General features: G+C 64.1%; 22 protein-coding genes. 11 read left to right on the top strand and 11 right to left on the bottom strand.

All coding sequences use genetic code 11. The features are described from left to right. Positions 1 to 125 precede the first annotated feature (125 nt). The 8 genes from BM315_RS06840 (at position 126) to argR (ending at position 10,240) form a co-directional block, all read left to right on the top strand. A complete protein-coding gene (locus BM315_RS06840; RefSeq protein WP_090499159.1) occupies positions 126 to 1,679 on the top strand; it encodes a sigma-54-dependent transcriptional regulator in 1,554 nt (517 codons plus the stop codon). Between the two features lie 505 nt (positions 1,680 to 2,184). Further along, positions 2,185 to 4,140: an acetate--CoA ligase gene (gene acs, locus BM315_RS06845; RefSeq protein ID WP_090499161.1), complete on the top strand. Its 1,956-nt coding sequence runs from the start codon at positions 2,185 to 2,187 to the stop codon at positions 4,138 to 4,140. Positions 4,141 to 4,930: 790 nt separating this feature from the next. Further along, positions 4,931 to 5,710, top strand: coding sequence for an ABC transporter substrate-binding protein (locus BM315_RS06850; protein ID WP_090499164.1), 780 nt, complete (start codon positions 4,931 to 4,933; stop codon positions 5,708 to 5,710). A 117-nt stretch (positions 5,711 to 5,827) separates the two neighbouring features. Beyond that, positions 5,828 to 6,517 (top strand): ABC transporter permease, encoded by a 690-nt coding sequence (locus BM315_RS06855; RefSeq protein WP_090499166.1) that lies wholly within the window; start codon positions 5,828 to 5,830, stop codon positions 6,515 to 6,517. A 16-nt stretch (positions 6,518 to 6,533) separates the two neighbouring features. Further along, positions 6,534 to 7,232 carry an ABC transporter permease gene (locus BM315_RS06860; protein ID WP_090499168.1) on the top strand — a complete coding sequence of 233 codons (699 nt, stop codon included), beginning with the start codon at positions 6,534 to 6,536 and terminating at the stop codon, positions 7,230 to 7,232. Between the two features lie 90 nt (positions 7,233 to 7,322). Continuing rightward, positions 7,323 to 8,435: a succinylglutamate desuccinylase/aspartoacylase family protein gene (locus tag BM315_RS06865; RefSeq protein WP_090499170.1), complete on the top strand. Its 1,113-nt coding sequence runs from the start codon at positions 7,323 to 7,325 to the stop codon at positions 8,433 to 8,435. Positions 8,436 to 8,453: 18 nt separating this feature from the next. Then, positions 8,454 to 9,218 carry an ABC transporter ATP-binding protein gene (locus tag BM315_RS06870; protein ID WP_090499172.1) on the top strand — a complete coding sequence of 255 codons (765 nt, stop codon included), beginning with the start codon at positions 8,454 to 8,456 and terminating at the stop codon, positions 9,216 to 9,218. Between the two features lie 41 nt (positions 9,219 to 9,259). After that, positions 9,260 to 10,240, top strand: coding sequence for a transcriptional regulator ArgR (gene argR / locus BM315_RS06875; RefSeq protein WP_090499174.1), 981 nt, complete (start codon positions 9,260 to 9,262; stop codon positions 10,238 to 10,240). A 147-nt stretch (positions 10,241 to 10,387) separates the two neighbouring features. On the opposite strand, the gene BM315_RS06880 is transcribed toward argR, so the two are convergent. From BM315_RS06880 to BM315_RS06900, 5 genes are all read right to left on the bottom strand, one after another. Beyond that, the gene (locus BM315_RS06880; protein ID WP_090499177.1) at positions 10,388 to 11,233 is read right to left on the bottom strand and encodes an ion transporter; all 846 of its coding nucleotides are present in this window, start codon (positions 11,231 to 11,233) and stop codon (positions 10,388 to 10,390) included. Between the two features lie 210 nt (positions 11,234 to 11,443). Further along, entirely contained in the window at positions 11,444 to 12,895 is a 1,452-nt protein-coding gene (locus tag BM315_RS06885) for an alanine/glycine:cation symporter family protein (RefSeq protein WP_090499180.1), read from the bottom strand. Positions 12,896 to 13,030: 135 nt separating this feature from the next. Next, a complete protein-coding gene (locus BM315_RS06890) occupies positions 13,031 to 13,747 on the bottom strand; it encodes a gamma-glutamyl-gamma-aminobutyrate hydrolase family protein (protein ID WP_090499182.1) in 717 nt (238 codons plus the stop codon). Between the two features lie 11 nt (positions 13,748 to 13,758). Beyond that, positions 13,759 to 14,115, bottom strand: coding sequence for a RidA family protein (locus BM315_RS06895; RefSeq protein WP_090499184.1), 357 nt, complete (start codon positions 14,113 to 14,115; stop codon positions 13,759 to 13,761). Positions 14,116 to 14,131: 16 nt separating this feature from the next. Next, positions 14,132 to 15,394, bottom strand: coding sequence for a D-amino acid dehydrogenase (locus BM315_RS06900; protein ID WP_090499187.1), 1,263 nt, complete (start codon positions 15,392 to 15,394; stop codon positions 14,132 to 14,134). 172 nt (positions 15,395 to 15,566) lie between these two features. Here BM315_RS06900 and BM315_RS06905 point away from each other — a divergent pair, with 172 nt between their 5' ends. Next, positions 15,567 to 16,466 (top strand): LysR family transcriptional regulator, encoded by a 900-nt coding sequence (locus tag BM315_RS06905; protein ID WP_090499189.1) that lies wholly within the window; start codon positions 15,567 to 15,569, stop codon positions 16,464 to 16,466. Positions 16,467 to 16,557: 91 nt separating this feature from the next. On the opposite strand, the gene BM315_RS06910 is transcribed toward BM315_RS06905, so the two are convergent. The 6 genes from BM315_RS06910 to gcl form a co-directional block, all read right to left on the bottom strand. Next, positions 16,558 to 17,475 carry an urea transporter gene (locus BM315_RS06910; protein WP_090499191.1) on the bottom strand — a complete coding sequence of 306 codons (918 nt, stop codon included), beginning with the start codon at positions 17,473 to 17,475 and terminating at the stop codon, positions 16,558 to 16,560. 145 nt (positions 17,476 to 17,620) lie between these two features. After that, positions 17,621 to 19,036 carry a pyruvate kinase gene (pyk, locus tag BM315_RS06915; RefSeq protein WP_090499193.1) on the bottom strand — a complete coding sequence of 472 codons (1,416 nt, stop codon included), beginning with the start codon at positions 19,034 to 19,036 and terminating at the stop codon, positions 17,621 to 17,623. Continuing rightward, positions 19,033 to 20,319: a glycerate kinase type-2 family protein gene (locus tag BM315_RS06920; RefSeq protein ID WP_090499195.1), complete on the bottom strand. Its 1,287-nt coding sequence runs from the start codon at positions 20,317 to 20,319 to the stop codon at positions 19,033 to 19,035. The genes pyk and BM315_RS06920 overlap by 4 nt, the downstream gene beginning before the upstream one ends. A gap of 291 nt (positions 20,320 to 20,610) precedes the next feature. Continuing rightward, positions 20,611 to 21,501: a 2-hydroxy-3-oxopropionate reductase gene (locus BM315_RS06925; protein ID WP_090499197.1), complete on the bottom strand. Its 891-nt coding sequence runs from the start codon at positions 21,499 to 21,501 to the stop codon at positions 20,611 to 20,613. An 11-nt stretch (positions 21,502 to 21,512) separates the two neighbouring features. Further along, complete coding sequence (gene hyi, locus BM315_RS06930) at positions 21,513 to 22,295, bottom strand: hydroxypyruvate isomerase (RefSeq protein WP_090499199.1); 783 nt, start codon at positions 22,293 to 22,295, stop codon at positions 21,513 to 21,515. A gap of 58 nt (positions 22,296 to 22,353) precedes the next feature. Further along, positions 22,354 to 24,129 carry a glyoxylate carboligase gene (gene gcl / locus BM315_RS06935; RefSeq protein WP_090499201.1) on the bottom strand — a complete coding sequence of 592 codons (1,776 nt, stop codon included), beginning with the start codon at positions 24,127 to 24,129 and terminating at the stop codon, positions 22,354 to 22,356. Between the two features lie 116 nt (positions 24,130 to 24,245). Here gcl and BM315_RS06940 point away from each other — a divergent pair, with 116 nt between their 5' ends. Next, on the top strand, positions 24,246 to 25,151 hold the full coding sequence (locus BM315_RS06940) for a LysR family transcriptional regulator (protein WP_090499203.1): 906 nt from the start codon (positions 24,246 to 24,248) through the stop codon (positions 25,149 to 25,151). Positions 25,152 to 25,312: 161 nt separating this feature from the next. Further along, positions 25,313 to 25,753 carry a GlcG/HbpS family heme-binding protein gene (locus BM315_RS06945; protein WP_090499205.1) on the top strand — a complete coding sequence of 147 codons (441 nt, stop codon included), beginning with the start codon at positions 25,313 to 25,315 and terminating at the stop codon, positions 25,751 to 25,753. Positions 25,754 to 25,798: the final 45 nt, after the last annotated feature.

Here is a 25,798-nt window from a genome sequence, read left to right on the forward strand (position 1 = left end):
TGGCGTCGGTGCGGCCAAGTATCGTCTTGCTGCCGAGCTGGCCTGTCACATATTCTTGACGAAAAATAAGGCGGGCCCGTCGATTTTCGAGGCACTGCCGACCAGAGAATGTGCCGAGGCCTGCCATGCGTATCAAGATTCACTGCCAGAACCGGATCGGCATTCTGCGCGACATCCTCAACCTGCTGGTCGATTACGGTATCAACGTCGCCCGCGGCGAGGTCGGTGGCGAGCAGGGCAACGCCATCTATATGCTCTGCCCCAACCTGATCAACCTGCAATTTCAAGCCCTGCGGCCGAAGCTGGAGGCGATCCCCGGGGTGTTCGGGGTCAAGCGGGTCGGCCTGATGCCCAGCGAACGCCGCCATCTGGAGTTGAACGCCTTGCTCGGCGCCCTGGAGTTTCCGGTGTTGTCGATCGACATGGGCGGTTCGATAGTGGCGGCCAATCGCGCCGCCGCGCAGTTGCTTGGCGTGCGCGTCGACGAGGTGCCGGGCATCCCGCTGTCGCGTTACGCCGAAGATTTCGACCTGCCGGAACTGGTCCGCGCCAACAAGTCGCGGATCAACGGCCTGCGGGTCAAGGTCAAGGGCGATGTGTTCCTCGCCGATATCGCGCCGCTGCAGACCGAGCACGACGAGAGCGATGCCCTGGCCGGCGCTGTGCTTACCTTGCACCGCGCCGACCGGGTCGGCGAGCGCATCTACCATGTGCGCAAGCAGGAGCTGCGCGGCTTCGACAGCATCTTCCAGAGCTCGAAAGTCATGGCCGCCGTGGTGCGCGAGGCGCGGCGCATGGCGCCGCTGGATGCGCCGCTGCTGATCGAGGGTGAGACCGGCACCGGCAAGGAGCTGCTGGCGCGCGCCTGCCACCTGGCCAGCCCGCGCGGCCAGTCGCCGTTCATGGCGCTGAACTGCGCCGGGTTGCCGGAATCCATGGCCGAGACCGAGCTGTTCGGCTACGGCCCCGGCGCCTTTGAGGGCGCACGCCCGGAAGGCAAGCTCGGCCTGCTGGAATTGACTGCCGGCGGCACCCTGTTCCTCGACGGCGTCGGCGAGATGAGCCCGCGCCTGCAGGCCAAGCTGCTGCGCTTCCTGCAGGACGGCTGCTTCCGCCGGGTCGGCAGCGACGAGGAGGTGTACCTGGACGTGCGGGTGATCTGCGCCACCCAGGTCGACCTGTCCGAGCTGTGCGCCAAGGGCGAGTTCCGCCAGGACCTCTACCATCGGCTCAACGTGCTGAGCCTGCATATCCCGCCGTTACGCGAGTGCCTGGACGGGCTGGCGCCGCTGGTCGAGCACTTCCTCGACTCGGCCAGCCGGCAGATCGGCTGCCCGCTGCCCAAGCTGGCGCCGCAGGTGCTGGACAAACTCGGCCACTACCACTGGCCGGGCAACGTGCGCCAGCTGGAAAACGTGCTGTTCCAGGCCGTGTCGCTGTGCGAGGGCGGCACGGTCAAGCTCGAACACATCCGCCTGCCGGACTACGGCGCGCCGCAGCCGCTCGGAGAGTTCTCGCTGGAGGGCGGCCTGGACGACATCCTTGGGCGCTTCGAGAAGGCGGTGCTGGAGCGCCTGTATCACGAGCATCCGAGCAGCCGGCAACTGGCCAAGCGCCTCGGCGTGTCGCACACCACCATCGCCAACAAGCTGCGCCAGCATGGGCTGGGAAAGGAATAAAGGATTATCTTCGCGTAGGAGCGGGGGGACGCCTAGTTCCTACAAGTGAGGCCCGCGACTGTCCTACGACCTTGGTGCAATTGCTGACGCGCGTGGCGGAGAGCGAGACTGGTTGTGTTCGGATCCTGCGTGATTTGGATGCAAGCGTTTCTCCATTCCGTTTCGGAATGGCTGGGTAGGCGGCCTTTGGGTCGCCTTTTTTTCGCCTGCAAGCTACCCCGTCGAGCGTTTTGACGGAAGGTCAGCGCCCAGGTTGCAACGGCGCCTGGCGGTTGCTCGTGCAGCTGCTTTACTTGAGTCGCCTACTGTGGCTGCCTTCAGGTACCCGCCGCTGACCCCCGAAACTTTCACGGCCGCCGAGGCATGCTTGCAGCGCCTTTGCGGGCCGTCAGCAGTGCAAGACCATGGTTGTAGAGCGGTAATACCATGGTCGAATGGCCCAAGTAGGGGTATCTGGTTACAAAATGCCCCATAGAAAAACAACTACCCATCGAGGTCTATCCATATGAGTGCTGCGTCCCTCTATCCCGTGCGCCCAGAGGTGGCGGCTCAGTCGTTTACCGACGAAGCTACCTACAAAGCCATGTACCAGCAGTCGGTGATCAACCCCGACGGCTTCTGGCGTGAGCAGGCCCAGCGTCTCGACTGGATCAAACCGTTCAGCAAGGTCAAGCAGACCTCGTTCGACGATCACCATGTCGATATCAAGTGGTTCGCCGACGGTACCCTCAACGTCTCCTACAATTGCCTGGATCGGCACCTGGAGCAGCGCGGCGACGAGATCGCGATCATCTGGGAAGGCGACGATCCGTCCGAGCACAGGAACATCACCTACCGCGAGCTGCACGAGCAAGTATGCAAGCTCGCCAACGCCCTGCGCGGCCAGGACGTGCACCGTGGCGATGTGGTGACTATCTATATGCCGATGATTCCGGAAGCGGTAGTGGCGATGCTCGCCTGTGCCCGTATCGGTGCGATCCATTCGGTGGTGTTCGGCGGCTTCTCCCCCGAGGCGCTGGCCGGGCGCATCATCGACTGCCGATCCAAGGTGGTGATCACTGCCGACGAAGGCCTGCGTGGCGGCAAGAGTATTCCGCTCAAAGCCAACGTCGACGACGCCCTGGCCAACCCGGAAACTGCCAGCGTGCAGAAGATCATCGTGTGCAAGCGCACCGGTGGCGATATCAAGTGGCACCCGCACCGCGACATCTGGTACGAAGACCTGATGGCGGTGGCCGGCAGCGTCTGCGCGCCGAAGGAAATGGGTGCCGAGGAAGCGCTGTTTATCCTCTATACCTCCGGCTCCACCGGCAAGCCCAAGGGCGTGCAGCACACCAGCGCCGGCTACCTGCTGTATGCAGCGCTGACCCACGAGCGGGTGTTCGACTACAAGCCGGGAGAGGTTTTCTGGTGCACCGCCGACGTCGGCTGGGTCACCGGTCACAGCTACAACGTCTACGGTCCGCTGGCCAATGGCGCCACTATCGTGCTGTTCGAGGGCGTGCCGAACTACCCGGACATTACCCGTGTCGCCAAGATCGTCGACAAGCACAAGGTCAATATCCTCTACACCGCACCGACCGCGATCCGCGCCATGATGGCCCAGGGCAAGGCGGCGGTGGAGGGCTTCGACGGCTCCAGCCTGCGCCTGCTCGGTTCGGTCGGCGAGCCGATCAACCCGGAGGCCTGGCACTGGTACTACGAGACCGTCGGCCAGAGTCGCTGCCCGATCGTCGATACCTGGTGGCAAACCGAAACCGGCGCCACCCTGATGAGCCCGTTGCCAGGCGCCCATGCGCTCAAGCCCGGCTCGGCCGCTCGGCCGTTCTTCGGCGTGCAGCCAGCGCTGGTGGACAACATGGGCAACCTGATCGAAGGCGCCGCCGAAGGCAATCTGGTGATCATCGATTCCTGGCCGGGCCAGGCGCGCACCCTGTACGGTGATCACGATCGTTTCGTCGACACCTACTTCAAGACCTTCAAGGGCATGTACTTCACCGGCGACGGTGCCCGCCGCGACGAGGACGGTTACTACTGGATCACCGGCCGGGTCGACGACGTGCTCAACGTCTCCGGGCACCGCATGGGCACCGCCGAAATCGAAAGTGCCATGGTTGCCCACCCGAAAGTGGCGGAAGCCGCAGTGGTCGGCGTGCCGCACGACATCAAGGGTCAGGGCATCTACGTCTACGTCACCCTCAATGGTGGCCAGGAGCCTTCCGAGCAACTGCGTCAGGAATTGAAGAGCTGGGTGCGCAAGGAGATCGGTCCTATCGCCTCGCCGGACGTTATCCAGTGGGCACCCGGTCTGCCGAAGACCCGCTCGGGCAAGATCATGCGCCGCATCCTGCGCAAGATCGCCACCGGCGAATACGATGCGCTCGGCGATATCTCCACCCTGGCCGATCCTGGCGTGGTGCAACACCTCATCGATACTCACCGCGACATGCAGGTCGCCTAACCGGCACCGGCAAACCGCGCCCCGCCTCGGCTACCAACCGAGGCGGGGCGTTATCGTTTGTGGGGATGAGTAAAAGATCCGCGTAGGAGGACAACAGCTGCGCTGTCGCGCAGCAAGCTGAGGGTAATTGTGCCTGTCGGCTTGTGGTACCTGAAGGAGGGGGCGGGCGGCGTTCCGCTTTAGCTGCGATGTTTTTTGTAGGAACTCGAAAGCTTTCGCGGCTAAAGCCCCTCCCACAAGAAAGGTCATAATCCATGAAATCAATGACATATAGGTTGTTTGATAAGTGATCCCCCGTCGTCCAGACGCCGCGCTGTCGCGCAGCAAACTGGGGGCAATTGCGTCTATCGGCTCCTGCAGGTCCGACACTGTCACCGGGTCGGTAACGGCGCGCACGTTTTTGGGCGGCAGGGAAACACTTTGCGTCGATTTTCTGTGTCCTGGATAAACTGGAATGCCCTGCAAGGCCCGTAAGTAAAAGCTTTCGCAAGATATGGCGCGCTAATTGCGTTATTGATCGGTTACCTCTCTATCCTGTCTCGGCATGTTTGCCGGAGGCTGTCAACATGTCCGCGGCACCCGTCCGGGCCTTTTGTAATTACTTGTCGCATTGAAGAAATATCGACTTTCGCCCTGTCGCTAGAATGCCGCACACCCGGCCGGAACTGCTGGTCTCTGCCTGTTAGCCAGCAAAGACGGCGACGTTCTCTACAATTTGTCCATGGCTGGATGCATGTGCGCTCACAGATTACTGCCAGCCGCATCCATTCCCATTCGAAGGAGTCACAAGATGAAGAAGATTGCCCTTCTCGGCGCACTGGCGCTATCCATGCTGTCGCCGCTGGCCATGGCTGATGACAGCAAGCCCCTGCGCATCGGTATCGAAGCGGCTTACCCGCCGTTCGCCTACAAGACTCCCGACGGCGCTATCACCGGCTTCGACTACGACATCGGCAATGCCCTGTGCGAAGAGATGCAGGTCAAGTGCCAGTGGATCGAGCAGGAGTTCGATGGCCTGATCCCGGCGCTGAAAGTGCGCAAGTTCGACGCGGTGCTGTCGTCGATGTCGATCACCGAGGACCGCAAAAAATCCGTGGACTTCACTGGCAAGTACTACGCCACTCCGGCCAAGTTGGCGATGAAGGCCGGCACTGTGATCAAGGATCCGCTGGTCGACCTCAAGGGTAAGAAAGTCGGCGTGCAGCGCTCTTCGGTGTATGACCGCTACGCCACCGACGTGCTCGCTCCGGCCGGCGTCGAAGTGGTGCGCTATGGCTCGCAGAACGAGATCTTCCTCGACCTGACCGCCGGCCGTCTGGACGCCACCCTGGCCGATTCGGTGAACATCGACGATGGTTTTCTCAAGGCCGATGCCGGCAAGGGGTTTGCTTTCACCGGTCCCGATTTCACCGATGTCAAGTATTTCGGTGAGGGCCAGGGCATTGCCGTGCGCAAGGGCGACACGGCGCTCGCCGACAAGTTCAGCGCAGCCATTATGGCGATCCGCGCCAACGGCAAGTACAAGCAAGTGCAGGACAAGTACTTCAGCTTCGACGTCTACGGCGACTGACTGCTGGCAGGCAAGTACTTATCTCCGAGAGTGGCGGCAGCAGGCGGATAGCGCGCTTGCGCCACTTTTCCGTTGTGCTCCTCGGCGCCGCCCGGCGCCTGCATGAGGTACTTGAGCATGCTTGACGGCTACGGCTCGACCATTCTCGAAGGCGCCTGGCTCACCCTGATGCTGGCCCTGTCATCCGTGGCGGTGGCGATTTTTCTAGGCCTGGTCGGTGCGGCATTCCGTCTGTCGCCGGTCAGGTGGCTGGCGCTTCTGGGTGAAACCTACGCCACCGTGATTCGTGGCATTCCCGACCTGGTGCTGATCCTGCTGATTTTCTATGGCGGCCAGGACCTGGTGAATCGGCTGGCGCCGCTGCTGGGTTATGACGAATACATCGATATTAATCCGTTTATCGCCGGCGTCTTCACCATGGGCTTCATCTTCGGCGCCTACCTGTCGGAGACCTTTCGCGGTGCCTTCATGGCCATTCCCAAAGGCCAGAGCGAGGCGGGCGCGGCCTACGGCATGAGTGGCAGCAAGGTGTTCTTTCGCATCCTGGTGCCGCAGATGATCCGTTTCGCCATCCCCGGCTTCACCAACAACTGGCTGGTGCTGACCAAGGCCACCGCGTTGATTTCCGTGGTGGGCCTGCAGGACATGATGTTCAAGGCGAAAAGCGCAGCCGATGCCACCCGTGAGCCGTTTACCTTTTACCTGGCGGTCGGCGCCCTCTATCTGGTGCTGACCAGCGTGTCCCTGCTGGCGCTGCGCTATGTAGAAAAGCGCTACTCGGTCGGCAGCAAGGCCGCCGATCTGTGAGCATGGGAGCGAACGCATGATCTTCGACTACAACGTGATCTGGGAAAACCTGCCGCTGTACTTCGGTGGCGTACTGGTGACCCTCAAGCTGCTCCTGATTTCCCTGGCCTTCGGCCTGGCGCTGGCGATTCCGCTGGGGTTGATGCGGGTGTCCAAGTCGCCGTTGCTGAATTTTCCGGCCTGGCTCTACACCTATGTGATCCGCGGCACGCCGATGCTGGTGCAGTTGTTCCTGATCTACTACGGCCTGGCCCAGTTCGACGTGGTGCGTGAGAGCTTCCTCTGGCCGTATTTTTCCAGCGCGACTTTCTGTGCCTGCCTGGCGTTCGGCATCAACACCAGTGCCTACAGTGCGGAAATCCTTGCCGGCAGCCTCAAGTCGACCGCCCATGGCGAGATCGAGGCGGCCAAGGCCATGGGCATGTCGCGAGCCAAGCTGTACCGGCGCATTCTCCTGCCTTCGGCATTGCGCCGGGCGCTGCCGCAGTACAGCAACGAGGTGATCATGATGCTGCACACCACCAGCCTGGCGTCGATCGTTACCCTGATCGACATCACCGGTGCGGCCCGCACCGTCAGCTCCCAGCATTACCTGCCGTTCGAGGCGTTCATCACCGCCGGGCTGTTCTACCTGTGCCTGACCTTCGTCCTGGTGCGCCTGTTCAAGCACGCCGAGCGCCGCTGGCTGGCTTATCTGGCGCCGCGCAAGGCATGAAGCTTGTGGAAAAACTCCCGCCTACTGCGAACGCCTGGAGGCAGCCTCGCGACGGCGCTCGATATTTTCACAATCTCTGAGGAGGCGAATATGCAACGGATCGATCATGTGTTGCCCTGGACCTGCCCCGGCACGGAGCGGCGTCTAAGCGTATTTCGCTTTGGCAATGGCCCGTGCAAGGCCTATATCCAGGCATCCCTGCATGCCGATGAGCTGCCGGGCATGCGGGTCGCCGTGGAGCTCAAGCGGCGCCTGCGCGAACTCGAAGCCCAGGGCCGCCTGAGCGGCGTCATCGAACTGGTGCCGGTGGCCAATCCGATCGGCCTGGGGCAGTTGTTTCAGGCGACCCAGCAGGGCCGTTTCGAGTTCGCCAGCGGCAAGAATTTCAACCGCGACTTCTTCGCCCTGGCCGAGGCCATTGCCCCGGCCCTGCAAGGCTGCCTGGGCGAGGATGGGCCGGCCAATGTGCGCCTGATCCGCGCGGCGATGCTGGCCGCACTGGAGGTGCTGCCGGCGCCGACGTCCGAGTTGCAGGCCTTGCAGCGCCTGTTGCTCAAACACGCCTGCGATGCCGATGTGGTGCTGGATCTGCACTGCGACTTCGAGGCGCTGGTGCATCTGTACACCCTGCCGCAGCAATGGGCGCAGTTGCGCCCGCTGGCCGCCCGTCTGCAGGCCGGCGCGGTACTGACGACCGAGGACGGCGGCGGCAGTTCGTTCGACGAGTCCTGCTCGCTACCCTGGCTGCGCCTGGCTCGGTATTTCCCCGAGGCAGCTATCCCGCTGGCGTGCCTGGCCGCCACTGTCGAGCTGGGTGGCATGGCCGATACCGGCAAGGAGCAGGCCGCAGTCAGTGCCGAGAGTATTCTGGCGTTTCTCGCCGAACAGGGGCTGATCGCCGGCGATTGGCCGGTAGCGCCCGAAGACTGCTGCGAGGCCACGCCATTCGAGGGCGCCGAATATGCCTGCGCGCCGCATGCCGGAGTTGTGAGTTTTCTGCAACCGGTGGGTGCGCGGGTCAAGGCCGGCGACCCGCTGTTCGAGGTGATCGATCCGCTCAGCGATCGCCACAGCACCGTGTTGGCCTCGACCGACGGTGTGCTCTATGCGCGTGAACGGATGCGTTTTGCCCAGCCCGGCCTGTGGCTGGCCAAGGTCGCCGGTCGTACCCCTATTCGCCAGGGTCGCTTGCTCAGCGACTGATTCAAGAGAGTGGAAACCATGTACAAACTCGAAGTTCAGGATCTGCACAAGCGCTACGGCAGCCACGAAGTGCTCAAGGGCGTGTCCCTGGCGGCCAAGGCTGGCGACGTGATCAGCATCATCGGCTCCAGCGGCTCGGGCAAGAGTACCTTCCTGCGCTGCATCAACCTGCTCGAACAGCCTCACGGCGGCAAGATCCTGCTCAACGGCGAAGAGCTGAAGCTGCTGGCCAACAAGGAAGGCGCGCTCAAGGCCGCCGACCCCAAGCAGTTGCAGCGCATGCGCTCGCGCCTGGCCATGGTGTTCCAGCATTTCAACCTGTGGTCGCACATGAGCGCCCTGGAGAACGTCATGGAAGCGCCGGTGCACGTGCTCGGTATCGCCAAGGCCGAAGCCCGGGAAAAAGCCGAGCATTACCTGAACAAGGTCGGCGTGGCCCATCGCAAGGATGCCTACCCGGCGCACATGTCCGGCGGCGAGCAGCAGCGCGTGGCGATCGCCCGCGCCCTGGCCATGGAGCCGGAAGTGATGCTCTTCGACGAACCGACCTCGGCCCTCGACCCCGAACTGGTCGGTGAGGTGCTCAAGGTCATGCAGGATCTGGCCCAGGAAGGTCGCACCATGGTGGTGGTGACCCACGAAATGGGCTTCGCCCGCGAGGTCTCCAACCAGCTGGTATTCCTCCACAAGGGGCTGGTCGAGGAGCGTGGCGACCCGCGCGAAGTGTTGCTCAATCCACAATCGGAACGCCTCCAGCAGTTCCTCTCTGGTAGCCTTAAGTGAGCGGCATGCCCTTGCCCGTTTACAGAGCCTAAACTGCCCCCATGACTGCCCATCGAATCGGCTTCCTGCTTTGGCCCAACTGCAAACCCCTGACCCTGGCGTTGGCCGAGGAGGCCTTGCGCGTTGCCCAGCGTGTCCACCCGGACGTGGTCTACGAACTCTCGTTCATCCAGGCCGAGCTCCCGGCCGAAGGCGCCTGGCGTCTACCGGGAGAAGCCTGGACGGGCAAGCTGGAGGGTTTGCACAAACTCTTCCTGCTTGCCGACGCGCCCCCCGCGCCCATGCCCCTGGCCTTGTCCAGCGCGCTCAAGCAGCTGGTGCGCAGCGGTTGCGTGATCGGCGCGATATCCGCTGGGGTCTATCCCCTGGCGCAGCTGGGTCTGCTCGACGGTTATCGCGCCGCCGTGCACTGGCGCTGGCAGGACGATTTCAGCGAACGTTTCCCCAAGGTCATCGCCACCAGCCATCTGTTCGACTGGGACCGTGATCGTCTCAGCGCCTGCGGCGGTCTGGCCGTGCTCGACCTGCTGCTGGCCCTGCTGGCCCGCGATCACGGCGCCGAGCTGTCCGGCGCGGTGTCGGAAGAGCTGGTGGTCGAGCGTATTCGCGAGGGCAGCGAGCGCCAGCGCATTCCATTGCAGAACCGCTTGGGCTCCAGCCACCCCAAGCTGACCCAGGCGGTGCTGCTGATGGAGGCGAATATCGAAGAGCCGCTGACCACCGACGAAATCGCCCAGCACGTCTGCGTCTCGCGCCGCCAGCTGGAGCGCATCTTCAAGCAGTATCTGAACCGGGTGCCCAGCCAGTACTACCTGGAGCTGCGCCTGAACAAGGCGCGCCAGTTGCTGATGCAGACCAGCAAGTCGATCATCCAGATCGGCCTGTCCTGCGGCTTCTCCTCCGGCCCGCACTTCTCCAGCGCCTACCGCAACTTCTTCGGCGCCACCCCGCGCGAGGACCGCAACCAGCGGCGCAGCAACAGCCCCTTCGAGCTGACCTCGGCGCCGGTCGAGCGCGGTTGAGCAGCTTCGGCCCGCTCCATGTCATCGATCGGCCCGGTGCGGCAACGGTCATAGAAGTGCGTACTGCGCGGAGCAGTACAGCGTCTCCGGACTGTTCGCTGCGCTCCTGAGTCGGCCCTAGATTGGGCCAGAGCCCCTGCCGATGGCTTATTCCCCTCGGGCCTGATCGACCTGCCGCGGAAACAGCGGATTGCCGCAGCGGTTACAGAAGGCCGCGCCATGCTCGTGGAGATCCTTGGCGCAGCTTGGGCAGTCGTGCCTGAGCTGGTCGCCAACGCGCATGGCGCTGGCCAGCTCTGCGGTAAAAATCCCGGTCGGCACGGCGATGATCGAGTAGCCGGTGATCATGATCAGGGTAGAAAGCGCCTGGCCCAGCGGCGTTCGCGGCACTATGTCGCCGAAACCCACGGTGGTCAGGGTCACCACGGCCCAGTAGATGCCCTTGGGGATACTGGTGAAGCCATGGGCGGGCCCCTCGATCACGTACATCAGGGTGCCGAACACCGTTACCAGGATGGCGATGCTGGCGAAGAACACGATGATCTTCTGCCGGCTGCCGCGCAGCGCCGTGAGCAGGAAGTTGGCCTGGCGCAGGTAGGGGCTCAGCTTGAGTACGCGGAACACCCGCAGCATGCGGATCACCCGGATGATCAGCAGGTACTGGGCGTCGGCGAACAGCAAGGCGAGGATCGCCGGCAGCACCGCCAGCAGGTCGACCAGGCCGTAGAAGCTGAAGGCGTAACGCAGCGGTTTGGGCGAGCAGTACAGGCGCACCACGTACTCGATGGCGAACAGGGCGGTGAAGGCCCATTCCAGATTGAGCAGCAGCTGGCCATAGCGGTCGTGCACATCGCTCAGGCTGTCGAGCATGACCACCACCAGGCTGGCCAGGATGGTCAGCAACAGCCAGCGGTCGAAGCGCTGCCCGGCCGGAGTGTCGGTCTGGAAGATGATGATGTACAGGCGCTGGCGCCAACTTCGGCTGTTTTCCATGGATAGGCCCAGTGGAGTGGGAGCCTGCAGCCTAAGCAGCTCGAAGGGGCGATGGCAAGACGAACGTGCTGGTAGCGAGCCGCAACCGATCCGGCGGCCATCGTTCCTGGCGAGAGCCGTGGTGCGCTCAGGCTGGATTGCGCCGCCGTCAGCGGCTTCGGCACGTCTTGGCTGAGTTGCCCGCCCGCGGGCGGGCAACTGGTGGGCAGCTCAGGACGGCTGGGGCTTGGCTCGGGCGCTATCCGACACCTCGGGCGCAGCGGTTTGCCCTTGTGGGATTGGCCAGGCCTGTGGGTCGATGTTCAGGTCGGGGAACATGCTTGGGTCGAAACTGGGGCTGACGATGCCAGCAGCACGCTGACGTTCGTAGTCGCGCATCAGACGCAGGCCTACCTTGAGCAACAGAAGCAGGGCGATAAGGTTGACCAGGGCGAGCAGGGCCATGGTCAGGTCGGCGAAGGCGAACACTGTGTTGAGATCCTGCAGGGCACCCCAGAGGATCAGGACCAGGGTCAACAGACGGAAGCTTGCAACTGCCACGGGACTGTCCAGACCCATGAAGCTCAGGCTGTTTTCGCCCAGGTAGTAGTTGTAGACCATCGAGGTGAAGCAGAAGCAGAACAACGCCAGACTGACGAAGGCACGCCCCCACTCACCCACGTGCTCAGCCATGGCCGCCTGGGTCAGGGCGATGCCGCCAAGATTGCCGCCTGGCTGGTAGACCTCCGAAAGCAGCACGATCATCGCGGTGCAGCTGCACAGCACCAGGGTGTCGATGAACACGCTGAATGCCTGCACGATGCCCTGGTTGACCGGGTGGGGTACGTCGGCCACGGCGGCCACGTTGGGCGCACTGCCGAGGCCGGCTTCGTTGGAGAACAGGCCGCGCTTGATGCCGTGCAGTATGGCTGCGCCGACACCGCCACCGACGGCCTGTTCCAGGCCGAAAGCACTGTTGAAAATCATCAGCAGTGCCTCGGGAATGCGCTCTACATGGCTGCCCAATACGTACAGGGTCATGAGCAAATAGCCGAGGGCCATGACCGGCACAAGGATTTCGGCGAACCTGGCGATGCGCTGGAGGCCGCCGAAGATGATCGCCGCCAGCAGGCCTGCGATCAGCGCGGCGCAGGCATAAGCCGGCAGACCGAGGGTGTCGTTGAGTGAGGTGGCGATGGTGTATGACTGCAGGGCGCTGAAGCCGAAACCGAAGGTCACCAGCAGCAGGATCGAGAAGACCACCGCCAGCCAGCGCGACTTCAGACCGCGTTCGATATAGAAGGCTGGCCCGCCACGATACAGACCGTTGCTGCCGCGAACCTTGAAGGCTTGCGCCAGGGTGCATTCGAAGAAGCTGGTGGCCATGCCGAGCAGGCCGATCATCCACATCCAGAACACCGCCCCCGGGCCGCCCAGGGTAATGGCGACGGCGACACCGGCGATGTTGCCGGCACCGACCCGGCCGGCGACGCTCAGGGTCAGGGCCTGAAACGAGCTGATCTGTCCTTTCTGGTGTTTGAAGGCACTGCGCAGGATGCCGAACATGGCGGCGAAGTGGCGCAGTTGCACGAAACGGGAGCTGCAGGTGAATAGCACACCGATGGCCACCAGGGTGACGATCAGTACCTTGCCCCAGAGCAAGTCGTTGAGGAAATCAAGCATGGCGAAGCTCTCTGCGATTGGAATTGGGATTGTCGAGGCAGAACGATTCAGCTTTCGGTTGGGCAGGCGCAGGGAACTGCAGGGCGCGGCCGATGGCGTTGCGCTGGCGGGTTCTCGACGACCTGTCGATTCTCGTTATGAGCGGGCGGCAGCCACGAAGGCCTGAAACAGGCGGCTTTCCTCCGGGTTGATACGGTATTCGGGGTGCCATTGCAGGCCCAGGGCGAAGCGCCGGTCGCGGCGTTCCACGGCTTCGATCAGGCCGTCCTCGGAGCGTGCTGCCGGCAGCAGGTTGTCCGGCAGTTGTCGGGCACCCTGGTGGTGTACCGAGTTGACCCGCAGGCGGCTGCAGCCGAGCAGCTGCTGCAACTGACTGTCCGGAGCGATATCTACCGGGTGCCAGGGGTGGTCGTGGGCCGTCGCTTGCATGTGTTCGAGGGCTCCGGGCATGTCGCTGTCGAGATCCTGGTAGAGGCTGCCGCCAGAGGCGACCACTAACAGTTGCATGCCGCCGCAGATGCCCAGCACCGGCATGTCCCGGTCCAGAGCACCGCGCAGCAGGGCCATCTCGAAGGCGGTGCGTGTCGCCTTGGTGCTCACGCTCTGGTGCTGTGTGCTCTGGCTGTAGAGCTCTGGTGGGATGTCGAACATGCCGCCGCTGACGAGCAGGGCATCGATTCGTTCCAGGTAGTCCTGCACCGCCGACAGCTCATGTGGCAGGGCGACCGGCAGGCCGCCGGCGGCACTCACCGCCTCGGCATAATTGACGCGCAGGGCGTACCAGGGGTCGAGCGAGTAGCCACCGCCTTGCGGTTCGACATCCAGGGTGATTCCAATCAGGGGTTTGCGCATGGCGGTTCCTTTCATTGCGGGCGGGCGGCGATCACCAGCATCTCCACCAGTACGTCGGTTGAGGCGAGGTCGGCCTGGGTCGTGGCGCGGGCCGGTGCACTGCCAGCCGGCAGCCAGCGATCCCAGGCCGCGTTCATGGCGGCGAAGTCTCTTTCGATGTCTTTCAGCCAGATCTGGACACTTAACAGGTTGGAGCGATGGCTGCCGGCCTGTTGCAGAAGGCTGTCGATCTTTGCCAGCACCTGTTCGGTCTGGCTGGCGCAGTCACCCTGGCGGTCGTCCGGAACCTGGCCGGACAGGTAGATGAGATCGCCGTGGAGCACGGCGCCACTGAGGCGCGGGGTGCTGGCGATACGCTCGATATGCATGGGAAGCTCCTGTCGATTAGCGAGAGTTGCAGTTGGGAAGACTCAAGCCTTCCAGCGAGATCGGGCTTTTGCGCCCGGAAATCAGGGATGAAAGCACCTGGCCACTGGCACAGGCCAGGGTGAAGCCCAGGCTGCCGTGGCCGCTGTTGAGCCAGAGGTTGGTAAACGCGGTGGCACCGAGCAGCGGCGTACCCTGTGGCGTGCAAGGGCGCAGGCCGGCCCAGGCCTCGGCCTGCTGGTAATTGCCGGCACCAGGAAAAGTGCGCTCGCCCAGGCGGCGCAGGGCGCTGAGACGTCGTGCGTTGGGCTGAGCGTCGCGTGCCCCGATATCGACCATGGCGGCGACCCGTAGCTGGTGACCGAGACGGGCGTAGACCACCTTGTGGTCAAAGTCGGTCACGCTGAGCTCCGGGGCGATGGCATCCGCTGCCAGCGGCAGGGTCAGGCTGTAGCCCTTGAGCGGGTAGATCGGCAGGTGCAGGCCCAGGGTGCGGGCCAGGCTGGCGCTATGATTGCCCGCGGCGAGGACGAAGGCATCGGCGTTGATGGATTCTTCGCCCAGACGTAACGCCTGAATCTTGCCGGCGGCATGTTCGAAGCCGGTCGCCGGGCGCCCGCTGAGGCGGCGATAGCGGCCACTGGCTTGCAGGCGTTGCTCCAGCACCTGGCAGAAGCGCAGACAATCGGCGACTTCATCGCCGGCGCTGTAGATGCCGCCGGCCAGTTGTCTGGCGATGCCCTCTAGTGCAGGCTCCAGTGCCAGGCATTGGGCCGCATCGAGTAGCTGTTGCCCGGATGCTTCGCTCATTTTGCGTGCGGCCTGGTGCAGGCTGCTGCTATTGCGGTAGACCACCAGCTTGCCATTGCTGCGCCAGGCGAAGCCGTCGAGGCCGTCCTGCGCCCGCCATTGCGCCAGGGTCTGCTGGCTGTGCAGGGCCAGGCGCAGCAGGTGGCCGGTATTGCGCTGGTTGACCGAACTGCGACAGGCCGCGAGAAAGCTCAGGCACCAGCGCCATTGCCGCGGCTCCAGGCGCAGCCGAAATTTCAGGGGCGCAGCTTCACCCTGCAACATCCAGGCGAGCGCCTTGAACGGCACCCCCGCATCGGCCAGGGGCGAAACATAGCGATAGCTGAGTTGTCCGCCGTTGGCATGGCTGGTCTCCTGGGCGACCTGTGCATGGCTTTCGCACAGACTAACCTCATGCCCCTCGCGGATCAGTGCATAGGCGGTGGCCAGACCTACTACCCCACCCCCAACTATTGCGACGTGCTTGCTCATCCGTGCCTCCAGGAATGCTCGATGGGCCCAGCTTGCCGCCGCCGGCAGCAGAGATCGAATGAGCAGATGCAATGCCGCCATTACCTCAGGTTATGGGTGCGGGGCGTTATGCTGTGGCTCAGGGCGCCCGACAGGCGTCCTCGAACCCATTACCCGGTGATAGGAGTTTTTCGTGCGACTGCGTCATATCGAAATCTTTCAGGCAATCCTGCAAACCGGCTCGGTAACCGGCGCCGCCAAGCTGCTGAACATCACCCAGCCTGCAGCGACCAAGGCGCTACACCATGCCGAGGCGCAGCTGGGCTTCAGCCTGTTCACTCGGGTTCGCGGGCAGTTGCACCCCACGGCGGAGGCGCGCCTGCTGGAGGCGGCCACAGGCAAGGTATTCGACGACCTGCGAGAGGTGCGCCGCCTGGCAGGCAACCTGCGCGGCCACAGTGATCGCCCCCTGCGCATTGTCACCACGCCGACCCTGGCGCAGAGCCTGCTGCCGGCGAGCATCGCGCAGTGGCGGCGGCGCTACCCGAGGACGCCCTGTACCCTGGCGACTCATCACACCCGGGAGCTGGTCGAGAGCCTGCTGCTGCATGAGGCGGATATCGCTTTCAGTCTGCAAGAGCCCATGCATCCAGCGTTGCGCGGCAAGCCCCTGGCTCAGGGCAGCATGCGGGTGATCGCGGGCCGCGGTCAGTGGAGCGCGGTGCTGGCCGGCAAACCCATGGCCTTGCAGGAGCTGGCGGGCCAGCCACTGATTGCCCTGGACACGCGCGACGGCCTGGGCAGTCAGCTGAGCAGCCAGCTGGATGAAATGGAGGATGCCCCGGTGATTACCACCTACGTGCAGACCTATCAGGTGGCGCGCTCGTTGGTGGAGGCCGGGCTCGGCCTGGCCGTGGTGGATCCCTTCACGGCGCTTGCCCATACCTCGGCGGCCCTGCAAGTGCGCGAGCTGCACCCCTGCATCATGGTGACGTTGTATGCCGTAAGTAGGCTCAGGGATGGCGAGCATCCGGCTGCCAGCGCCCTGATCCGGCAGATGGCGGATCAGGCCAGGCAGTTGCTGGAGCGCTGAGCAGGGTTCAGAGGTTGTGAAAAAATCGAGCGCCGCAGCGGACGTTCGGAGGCGGTCGCAGCAGGCGAGAGTTTTTTCACAAACTCTCAGGTCAGTATTTGCCCCGCGGCGCGCTCGCCTCCACCGCCTGCTGCCAGCATTTGCGGCCGGCCTGAACCAGCCAGCAAGCGAGGATAAAGGGCATGGTCAGCGCCGGCAGACCGAGTGCGTCGAAGCCCGGTTGCAGGAGCAGGGCGAGGCCGATGCCGAGCAGCGGCGCCCAGGGTTGGCGATGCACCTGGCTCAGGGCGATAGCCGCCAGTGTGGCGTTGTAGCCGTATAAGCCGGCGAGGGCGCTGTGCTGGTCCCAGCCCTGCTGCAGCGCCAGGCTCAAGCCGGCGGCGGAGCCGAGCAGGGCCCAGCAGGCGGCGCGGCGATCGGCCAGCAGCAAACCGAGCCACAGGCACAGCCCGGCCAGGGGCTGGTCGAGGAAGATCACCTGGCCCAGACCGCGCAGCGGTGCCAGCAGACCGGTGAACCAATCGAGGCTGTAGGCCGCCGTGGCGGGGTCGTTGTGCAGCTCCAGTTGCAGGGAGGGTGCCAGCCACAACAACAGCCAGCTCAAGGCGACAAAGGGAAAGGTGAAGGCGGGCAGCCACCGGCGCTCGCGCATGCGGCGCATCCAGGGCGCGAGCACCAGGCTGGACAGGCCGGCAGCGAAGATGATCAGCAGTGGCAGCAGTGGCGACCAGCTGAATTGCGAGCTGGCCAGCAGCCCCAGGAGGATGCCGTTGTAGCCGTATAGCCCGGCGTCGATGTCGGCCTGCGGGTAACCACGGCGCTGCGCGGTGAGCATGCTGATCAAGCCGCCGAGCAGGGCGCCGCCGAGCAGATGCGGCGCGCCGATCAGCAGCGCCAGCACCACCAGCAGGCCGCAGCCGGCATGGCTGAGCAGGAATATCTGGCTGAAGCCGCTGAGCAGGGTGCCCATGCCGCGCAGGGCGCGCAGTGGTAGAGACAGCTGGTGCATGTACGGTCGGCCTGAATAAAAAGAGGCGCCGATCAGGGCGCCTGCAAACTGGCAAAGCCAGCGTGGGATTGTTCGGTAGGGTGCGCCGCGCGCACCACAAACCGGATAGGCCGTTGGCAGGAGCGCAGGGCGCATCTTACGCCGCTCACTGCAGGGTTTCGATCCTCAGGCTGTTGGTGCTGCCCGGCTGGCCGAAGGGCTCGCCGGCGGTGATCACCAGGGTGTCGCCGCGCTGGGCCATGCCTTGGGCCTGGGCGATTTCCAGGGCGGTGCTGGTGACTTCTTCGACCTTGTGCAGGCGTTCGTTGACCACCGAGTATACGCCCCAGGCCACGCTCAGGCGACGCGCGGTATGCAGATTCGGGGTCAGACTCAAGATCGGTGCCTTCGGCCGTTCGCGCGAGGCGCGCAGGCTGGAAGCGCCGGATTCGGTGTAATTGACCAGGGCCGCTACCGGCAGGATCGAGCTGATCCGGCGGATCGCGCAACTGATCGCGTCGCTGGCGGTGGCTTCGGCCTGCGGGCGGCCGACGTCGAGCTGGGCCTGGAAGTCCGGGCCGTTTTCCACCTGGCGGATGATCTTGCTCATCATTTGTACCGCTTCCAGCGGGTAGTCACCCGAGGCGGTTTCCGCCGAGAGCATCAGCGCATCGCTGCCTTCGGCCACGGCATTGGCCACGTCGGTGACTTCGGCGCGGGTCGGCGCCGGCGAGAAGCGCATGGATTCGAGCATCTGGGTGGCCACCACCACCGGCTTGCCGAGCTGGCGGCAGGTGCGGATGATCTCCTTCTGGATGCGCGGCACGTTTTCCGCCGGTACTTCCACGCCCAGATCGCCACGGGCGACCATGATCGCGTCGCACAGCTCGGCGATTTCCTTGAGGTGGGTGACCGCCGAGGGCTTCTCGATCTTGGCCATGAGGAAGGCCTTGCCCTGGATCAGCTCACGGGCCTCGAGGATGTCCTCGGGGCGCTGGACGAACGACAGCGCCACCCAGTCGACGCCCAGCTCCAGGCCGAAGGCCAGGTCGCGGCGGTCCTTCTCGGTCAATGGGCTGAGTTGCAGTACCGCCTCGGGCACGTTGACGCCTTTGCGATCCGACAGCTCGCCGCCGGCGATCACCTCGGTAAGCACCGCATCGGCTTGTTTGCTGGTCACCTGCAGGCGCAGGCGACCGTCGTCGAGCAGCAGGCTCATCCCAGGCTGCAGGGCTTCGATGATTTCCGGGTGGGGCAGGTTGACCCGGCGGGCGTCGCCCGGGGTGCTGTCCAGGTCCAGGCGAAAGGCTTGGCCGCGCTGCAGATCGACCTTGCCGGCGGCAAAGCGGCCGACCCGCAGTTTCGGCCCTTGCAGGTCCATGAGGATGCCGATCGGCGTGTTCAGCTGCTGCTCCACTTCGCGCACCCAGGCGTAGCGCTGGGCGTGGTCGGCGTGTTCGCCGTGGCTGAAGTTGAGGCGGAACAGATTGACCCCGGCCTCGACCAGTTGGCGGATATCGTGGATGCCTGCGACGGCCGGGCCGAGGGTGGCGAGGATTTTCACTTTTTTATCTGGAGTCATTGGGCTGGGCTCTCGAGAATCAGGATGGCGCGGAAATCGTTGACGTTGGTACGGGTTGGGCCGGTGATGATCAGCGCGTCCAGCGCGGCGAAGTAGCCGTAGCCGTTGTTGTCATGCAGTTCGTCGCCGGCGCTCAGGCCTAGTTGGGCGGCGCGGGCATAGCTGTCCGGGGTCATCAGCGCGCCGGCGTTGTCTTCCGAGCCGTCGATGCCGTCGGTGTCGCCGGCCAGGGCGTAGACCCCGGGCAGGCCCTTGAGGCTGTCGGTAAGGCTCAGGAGGAATTCGGCGTTGCGCCCGCCGCGGCCGTTGCCGCGCACGGTGACCGTGGTCTCGCCGCCGGAGAGGATCACGCAGGGCGCCTGGATCGGCTGGCCGTGCAGGGCCACCTGGCGGGCGATGCCGGCGTGGACCTTGGCCACCTCGCGCGACTCGCCCTCCAGGTCGCCGAGGATCAGCGCCGGCAGGCCGGCGGCGCGGGCCTTGGCGGCAGCGGCCTCGAGCGATTGCTGGGGGGTGGCGATCAGCTGGAAGTGGCTGCGGGCCAGGCAGGGATCGCCGGGCTTGACCGTCTCCGAGCGCGGGTCCTGCAGCCAGGCGCGCACCTTGGCCGGGATCTCGATCTGGTAGCGGGTGAGGATCGCCAGGGCCTCGGCCGAGGTGGTCGGATCGGCCACGGTTGGCCCGGAGGCGATCACCGTGGCCTCGTCGCCGGGCACGTCGGAGATCGCGTAGGTGTAGACGCTGGCCGGCCAGCAGGCCTTGGCCAGGCGGCCGCCCTTGATTGCCGAGAGGTGCTTGCGCACGCAGTTCATCTCGCCAATCGAAGCGCCGGATTTGAGTAGCGCCTTGTTGATCGCCTGTTTGTCGGCCAGGGTAATGCCATCGGCCGGCAGGGCCAGCAGCGAGGAGCCGCCGCCGGAGAGCAGGAAGATCACCCGGTCGCTTTCCGTCAGGTTGCTGACCAGCTCCAGCACGCGGCGGGCGACCCGTTCGCCGGCGTCGTCCGGTACCGGGTGAGCGGCCTCCACCACCTCGATCTTGCTGCAGTTGGCGCCGTGCTCGTAACGGGTCACCACCAGGCCGGAGACTTCACCCTGCCACTCGTGCTCGATCACTTCAGCCATGGCCGCGGCGGCCTTGCCGGCGCCGATGACAATGACCCGGCCACTGCGGTCGTCAGGCAGGTAGTCGGCCAGCACCTGGCGCGGGTGGGCGGCGTCGATGGCGGCGGCGAACAGCTCGCGCAGCAGAGACGTTGGATGGAAAGACGGATCGATGGACATGGCGATCTCTCTGGTTATGACTGGAGCAACGTCGATTCTAGTGCGCAGCGCCCGCCTTGCAGACGCTGCGCACTAGAATCGACCCACCCGGCAGGCAGGCCGTGACACCGCCTGCCGGGCAGATCGAAAGGGGCTCAGGCACAGCCCCCGTAGGTTGGTGTTGAGCGAAGCGATACCCAACATGGAGCGCTCAGCGCTCCCCACAATGGCATGCGTTGGCCGGTTCTTTGAACCGGTTGTTGGGTATCGCAGGCTCAACCCAACCTACGGGCACTCGGCCTGAGTTTGCGGTCACTCCTCGCGGATCGAGAAATTGGCCATGTGCTCCAGGCCCTTGATCAGCGCCGAGTGGTCCCAGTTGCTGCCGCCGATGGCCGCGCAGGTGCTGAACACCTGCTGGGCGTTGGCGGTGTTGGGCAGGTTAAGGCCCAGCTCGCGGGCGCCGGACAGGGCCAGGTTGAGGTCCTTCTGGTGCAGGCTGATGCGGAAGCCCGGGTCGAAGGTGCCCTTGATCATACGCTCGCCGTGCACTTCGAGGATCTTCGAACCGGCGAAACCGCCCATCAGCGCTTCGCGCACCTTGGCCGGGTCGGCACCGTTCCTGGCGGCGAACAGCAGGGCTTCGGCGACGGCCTGGATGTTCAGGGCGACGATGATCTGGTTGGCTACCTTGGCGGTCTGACCGTCACCATTGCCGCCGACGCGGGTGATGTTCTTGCCCATCGCCTGGAACAGGGGCAGGGCGCGCTCGAAGGCTTGTTCACTGCCGCCGACCATGATGCTCAGCGTGGCCGCTTTAGCGCCGACTTCACCGCCGGAAACCGGTGCATCGAGGTAGTCAGCGCCAGTCGCCTTGATCTTGTCGGCGAAGGTTTTGGTCGCGCTCGGCGAGATCGAGCTCATGTCAATCACGATTTTGTTCGGGCCGACGCCTTCGGCGATACCTGCGCTGCGAAACAGCACGTCTTCAACGTGTGGGGTGTCCGGCACCATGACGATGATGAACTCGGCTTCCTGCGCGACTTCTTTCGGGCTGGCCAGGGCGATTGCGCCTGCCGCTAACAAGTCAGCAGGTGCTGGGTCGTGGTGAGTCGAGAGGAACAGTTGGTGACCTGCTTTCTGCAGGTTTTCAGCCATGGGCTTGCCCATGATGCCGGTACCGATAAATCCGATTTTAGCCATGAGAGTGCTCCTTAAATCGCGTTGTGCGCTTTCATCCAGCCGAGGCCGGCAGCGGTGGTGGTGGCTGGCTTGTATTCACAGCCGATCCAGCCCTGGTAGCCGATGCGGTCCAGGTGCTCGAAGAGGAAGCGGTAGTTGATCTCGCCAGTACCCGGCTCGTGACGGCCCGGGTTGTCGGCCAGTTGCACGTGATTGATCAGCGCCAGGTTGCTTTCCAGGGTGCGGGCCAGATCCCCTTCCATGATTTGCATGTGGTAGATGTCGTACTGCAGGAACAGGTTGCTGCTGCCGACCTTGTCGCGAATCTCAAGGGCCTGGCGGGTGTTGCTCAGGTAGAAGCCGGGGATGTCGCGGGTGTTGATCATTTCCATGACCAGCTTGATCCCGGCCTGTTCCAGCTTGTCGGCGGCGAATTTCAGGTTGTCGACGAAGCACTGCTCGACGGTCGCGCAGTCGAAGCCCTGTGGGCGAATGCCGGCCAGGCAGTTGATCTGCGTATTACCCAGAACCTTGGCGTAGGCGATGGCCTGGTCGACGCCGGCACGGAATTCCTCGACCCGATCCGGGTGGCAGGCGATACCGCGCTCGCCCTTGCCCCAGTCGCCGGCCGGCAGGTTGAACAGCACCTGGGTCAGGCCGTTGGCGTCCAGGCGGGTCTTGATCGCCTCGGCCGGGAAATCATAGGGGAACAGGTACTCGACACCGCTGAAGCCGGCGTCGGCGGCAGCGGCGAAGCGCTCCAGGAAGTCCACTTCGGTGAACAGCATGGACAGGTTGGCGGCAAAACGGGGCATATGATGCTCCTTGTTTGGGTAGCCCGGATGCAATCCGGGCTACGGGTTAACGGGCAAGTCAGTCCAGCGGCATGATGCTGGTGGGGGCATCTTCGCGAATGGTGGCCAGTGCCTCGAACTCGTTGATCGCGTCGATCTCGGTGCCCATGGCGATGTTGGTCACCCGCTCGAGGATGATCTCGATCACTACCGGTACCTGGTACTGCGCCATCCAGGCTTCGGCCTGCTCGATGGCCGGGCGCAATTCGGCCTGGCTACGCACGCGGATCGCCTTGCAGCCGAGGCCCTCGACCACGGCGATGTGATCGACCCCATAACCCGCGACTTCCTCCGAGTTGATGTTGTCGAAGGCCAGCTGCACGCAGTAGTCCATGTCGAAACCGCGCTGGCTCTGGCGGATCAGGCCGAGGTAGGCGTTGTTCACCAGGATGTGCAGGTAGGGCAGCTTGAACTGCGCACCCACAGCCAGTTCTTCGATCATGAACTGGAAGTCGTAGTCGCCAGACAACGCCACGATCTTGCGCTCTGGGTCAGCCACGCGCACACCCAAGGCTGCCGGAATGGTCCAGCCCAATGGGCCGGCCTGACCGCAGTTGATCCAGTGACGCGGCTTGTACACATGGAGGAACTGCGCGCCGGCGATCTGCGACAGACCGATGGTGCTGACGTAGCAGGCGTCCTTGCCGAACGCGTTGTTCATGCACTGGTAGACGCGCTGCGGCTTCATCGGCACGTCTTCGAAGTTGGTCTTGCGCAGCATCGTGCTCTTGCGCTCCTGGCAGTCGGCGGCCCAATGGCTGCGGTCTTTCAGGCGGCCGGCAGCCTTCCACTCGCTGGCCACCTGGACGAACAGGGCCAGGGCCGCGCCAGCATCGGAAACGATGCCGAAGTCCGGAGAGAACACCCGACCGATCTGGGTTGGCTCGATATCGACGTGAACGAAGGTGCGGTCTTTTGTGTACACCTCAACCGATCCGGTGTGCCGATTGGCCCAGCGGTTACCCACGCCGAGGACGAAGTCCGAGGCCAGCATGGTGGCGTTGCCGTAGCGGTGGCTGGTCTGCAAGCCGACCATGCCGGCCATCAACGGGTGATCGTCGGGGATGCAGCCCCAGCCCATCAGGGTCGGGATCACCGGTACGCCGACTAGTTCGGCGAACTGCAGCAGCAGCGCTTCGGCCCCGGCGTTGTAGATGCCGCCACCGGCAACGATCAACGGCCGCTCGGCAGCGTTGAGCATGTCCAGCGCCTTCTCGATCTGCGCCCGGCTGGCCGCCGGCTTGTACGGCTGCAGCGGCTGGTAGGTGTCGACGTCGAACTCGATCTCGCCCATCTGCACGTCGAACGGCAGGTCGATCAATACCGGCCCCGGACGGCCCGAGCGCATCACGTGGAAGGCCTGCTGGAATACCCGCGGCACCAGCGCCGGTTCACGTACGGTGACTGCCCACTTGGTCACCGGCTTGGCGATCGACTCGATGTCCACCGCCTGGAAATCTTCCTTGTACAGCCGTGCACGCGGCGCCTGGCCGGTGATGCAGAGGATCGGAATGGAGTCGGCAGAGGCCGAGTACAGCCCAGTGATCATGTCGGTGCCGGCCGGGCCGGAGGTGCCGATGCACACGCCGATATTGCCGGCCTTGGCGCGGGTATAACCTTCGGCCATGTGCGAGGCGCCCTCGACGTGACGGGCGAGGATATGACGAATGCTGCCATCCGCTTTCAAGGCGGAATACATCGGGTTGATGGCCGCACCCGGTATGCCGAAGACGACGTCGATACCTTCCTTCCGCATTACCGCCACTGCTGCATCGATTGCTCTCATACGCGCCATGAAAAATTCCTCCAGGCTTTAGTCGATATTTTTTCTACATGCCTAAAGCATGAAGGCAAGGGGTTAATGGGGTAAATTGCAGGAATCTGCATTTCTGTCGGTATCAGGAGTATCGAATGGACCGTTACACGGCTTTGCACAGTTTCGTTCTGGTGGCCGATCACGGCAGCTTCGCCGCCGCCGCCCTGGTCGAGGGGGTGACCCCGGTGGTGATGGGCCGGCGCCTCGACATGCTCGAGCGCCACCTGGGGGTCAAGCTGATGCATCGCTCGACCCGTGGCCTGTCGCTGACCGATCTGGGCGAGCAATACCTGGAGCGGGCCCGCGGTTTGCTGCGCGATTTCGCCGAGGCCGACGCCAGCATCACCCACGGCGGTCATTCGGTGAGCGGGCACCTGGTGGTGTCGGCGCCGGCGGCGTTCGGCCGTCGGCATATCGCGCCGCATGCGCCGGCATTCCAGGCGCGCTACCCGGACCTCAACCTGTCGTTCAATCTGACCGACAGCGTGGTCGACCTGGTGCGTCAGGGCTACGACATGGGCATTCGCATCGGCGAGGTGACCGACCCCAATTACGTAGCGGTCAAGCTGTTCCCCAATCGGCGGGTGGTCTGCGGTTCGCCGGACTATTTTCAGCGCCATCCCGCACCCCGGGCCCTCGAGGATCTGGCCCAGCACAACTGCCTGGCGTTCAACCTGCAGGGTGGCCAGCAGCGCGGCTGGACCTTCCTGCGCGATGGCAAACAGGTGGCGGTCAAGGTTTCCGGCAATCTCGATTGCAATGACGGCGAACTCCTCTTCGACTGGGTCAAACAGGGCCTGGGCATCGGCTGGCGCTCGACCTGGGAGATCCAGGCCGAGCTCAAGCGCGGGCAACTGGTAACGGTGCTCGACGAGTTCGCCGTGCCGGCCTACGACATCCAGGCGGTCTATCCGCAACAGCGCTATTTGCCCGCCAAGGTGCGTTTTTTCATCGACTACCTGAAAGCGATCTACAACACCCCGGGGTATTGGGAAGGGTGAAGCAGGACGATATTTGTATACAAATAATAATTTAAATGTACTAAAAATATTATTTATTGTGTACGGTTTATTCGTTGGGCATGTCCCGCCGGTCCGCTGCGGACGCTGACGCCGTGGGTGCAGGCCCTGTTTCCATCCATTTTCCGAGGAGGGCTCCAGATATGAGCGCTTTGAACCTGCATACCGCGACCACCATCAGCAACCACGCCCTGGCGCTTGGCCGGGAACTGTCCGCGGCGCCCTTGACCGTTGCCGTGCTGGATGCCGGCGGCCACCTGATCAGCCTGCTGCGTGAAGACGGCGCCAGCCTGCTGCGCCCACAGATCGCCATCGCCAAGGCCTGGGGCGCGGTGGCGCTGGGCAAGGGTTCGCGTGCCATCGCTGCCGATGCGCAGCAACGGCCAGCCTTCATCGGCGCGCTGAATAACCTGGCGGACGGCAAGCTGGTACCCGCCGCGGGCGGCGTGCTGATTCGCGATGAGCGCGGCGCGGTGATCGGCGCCATCGGCATCACCGGCGATACCTCGGATATCGACGAGCAATGCGCGATCGGCGCGGTGCAGGCGGCGGGGCTCAAGGCCGACGCGGGGGAGGCGGTGTAGGTTGAGTTAGGCGCTTGCTACGGAAATACCGGCTATCACGCATGT

It is taken from the genome of Pseudomonas borbori, assembly GCF_900115555.1.
GTDB classification, from domain to species: Bacteria; Pseudomonadota; Gammaproteobacteria; order Pseudomonadales; family Pseudomonadaceae; genus Aquipseudomonas; species Aquipseudomonas borbori.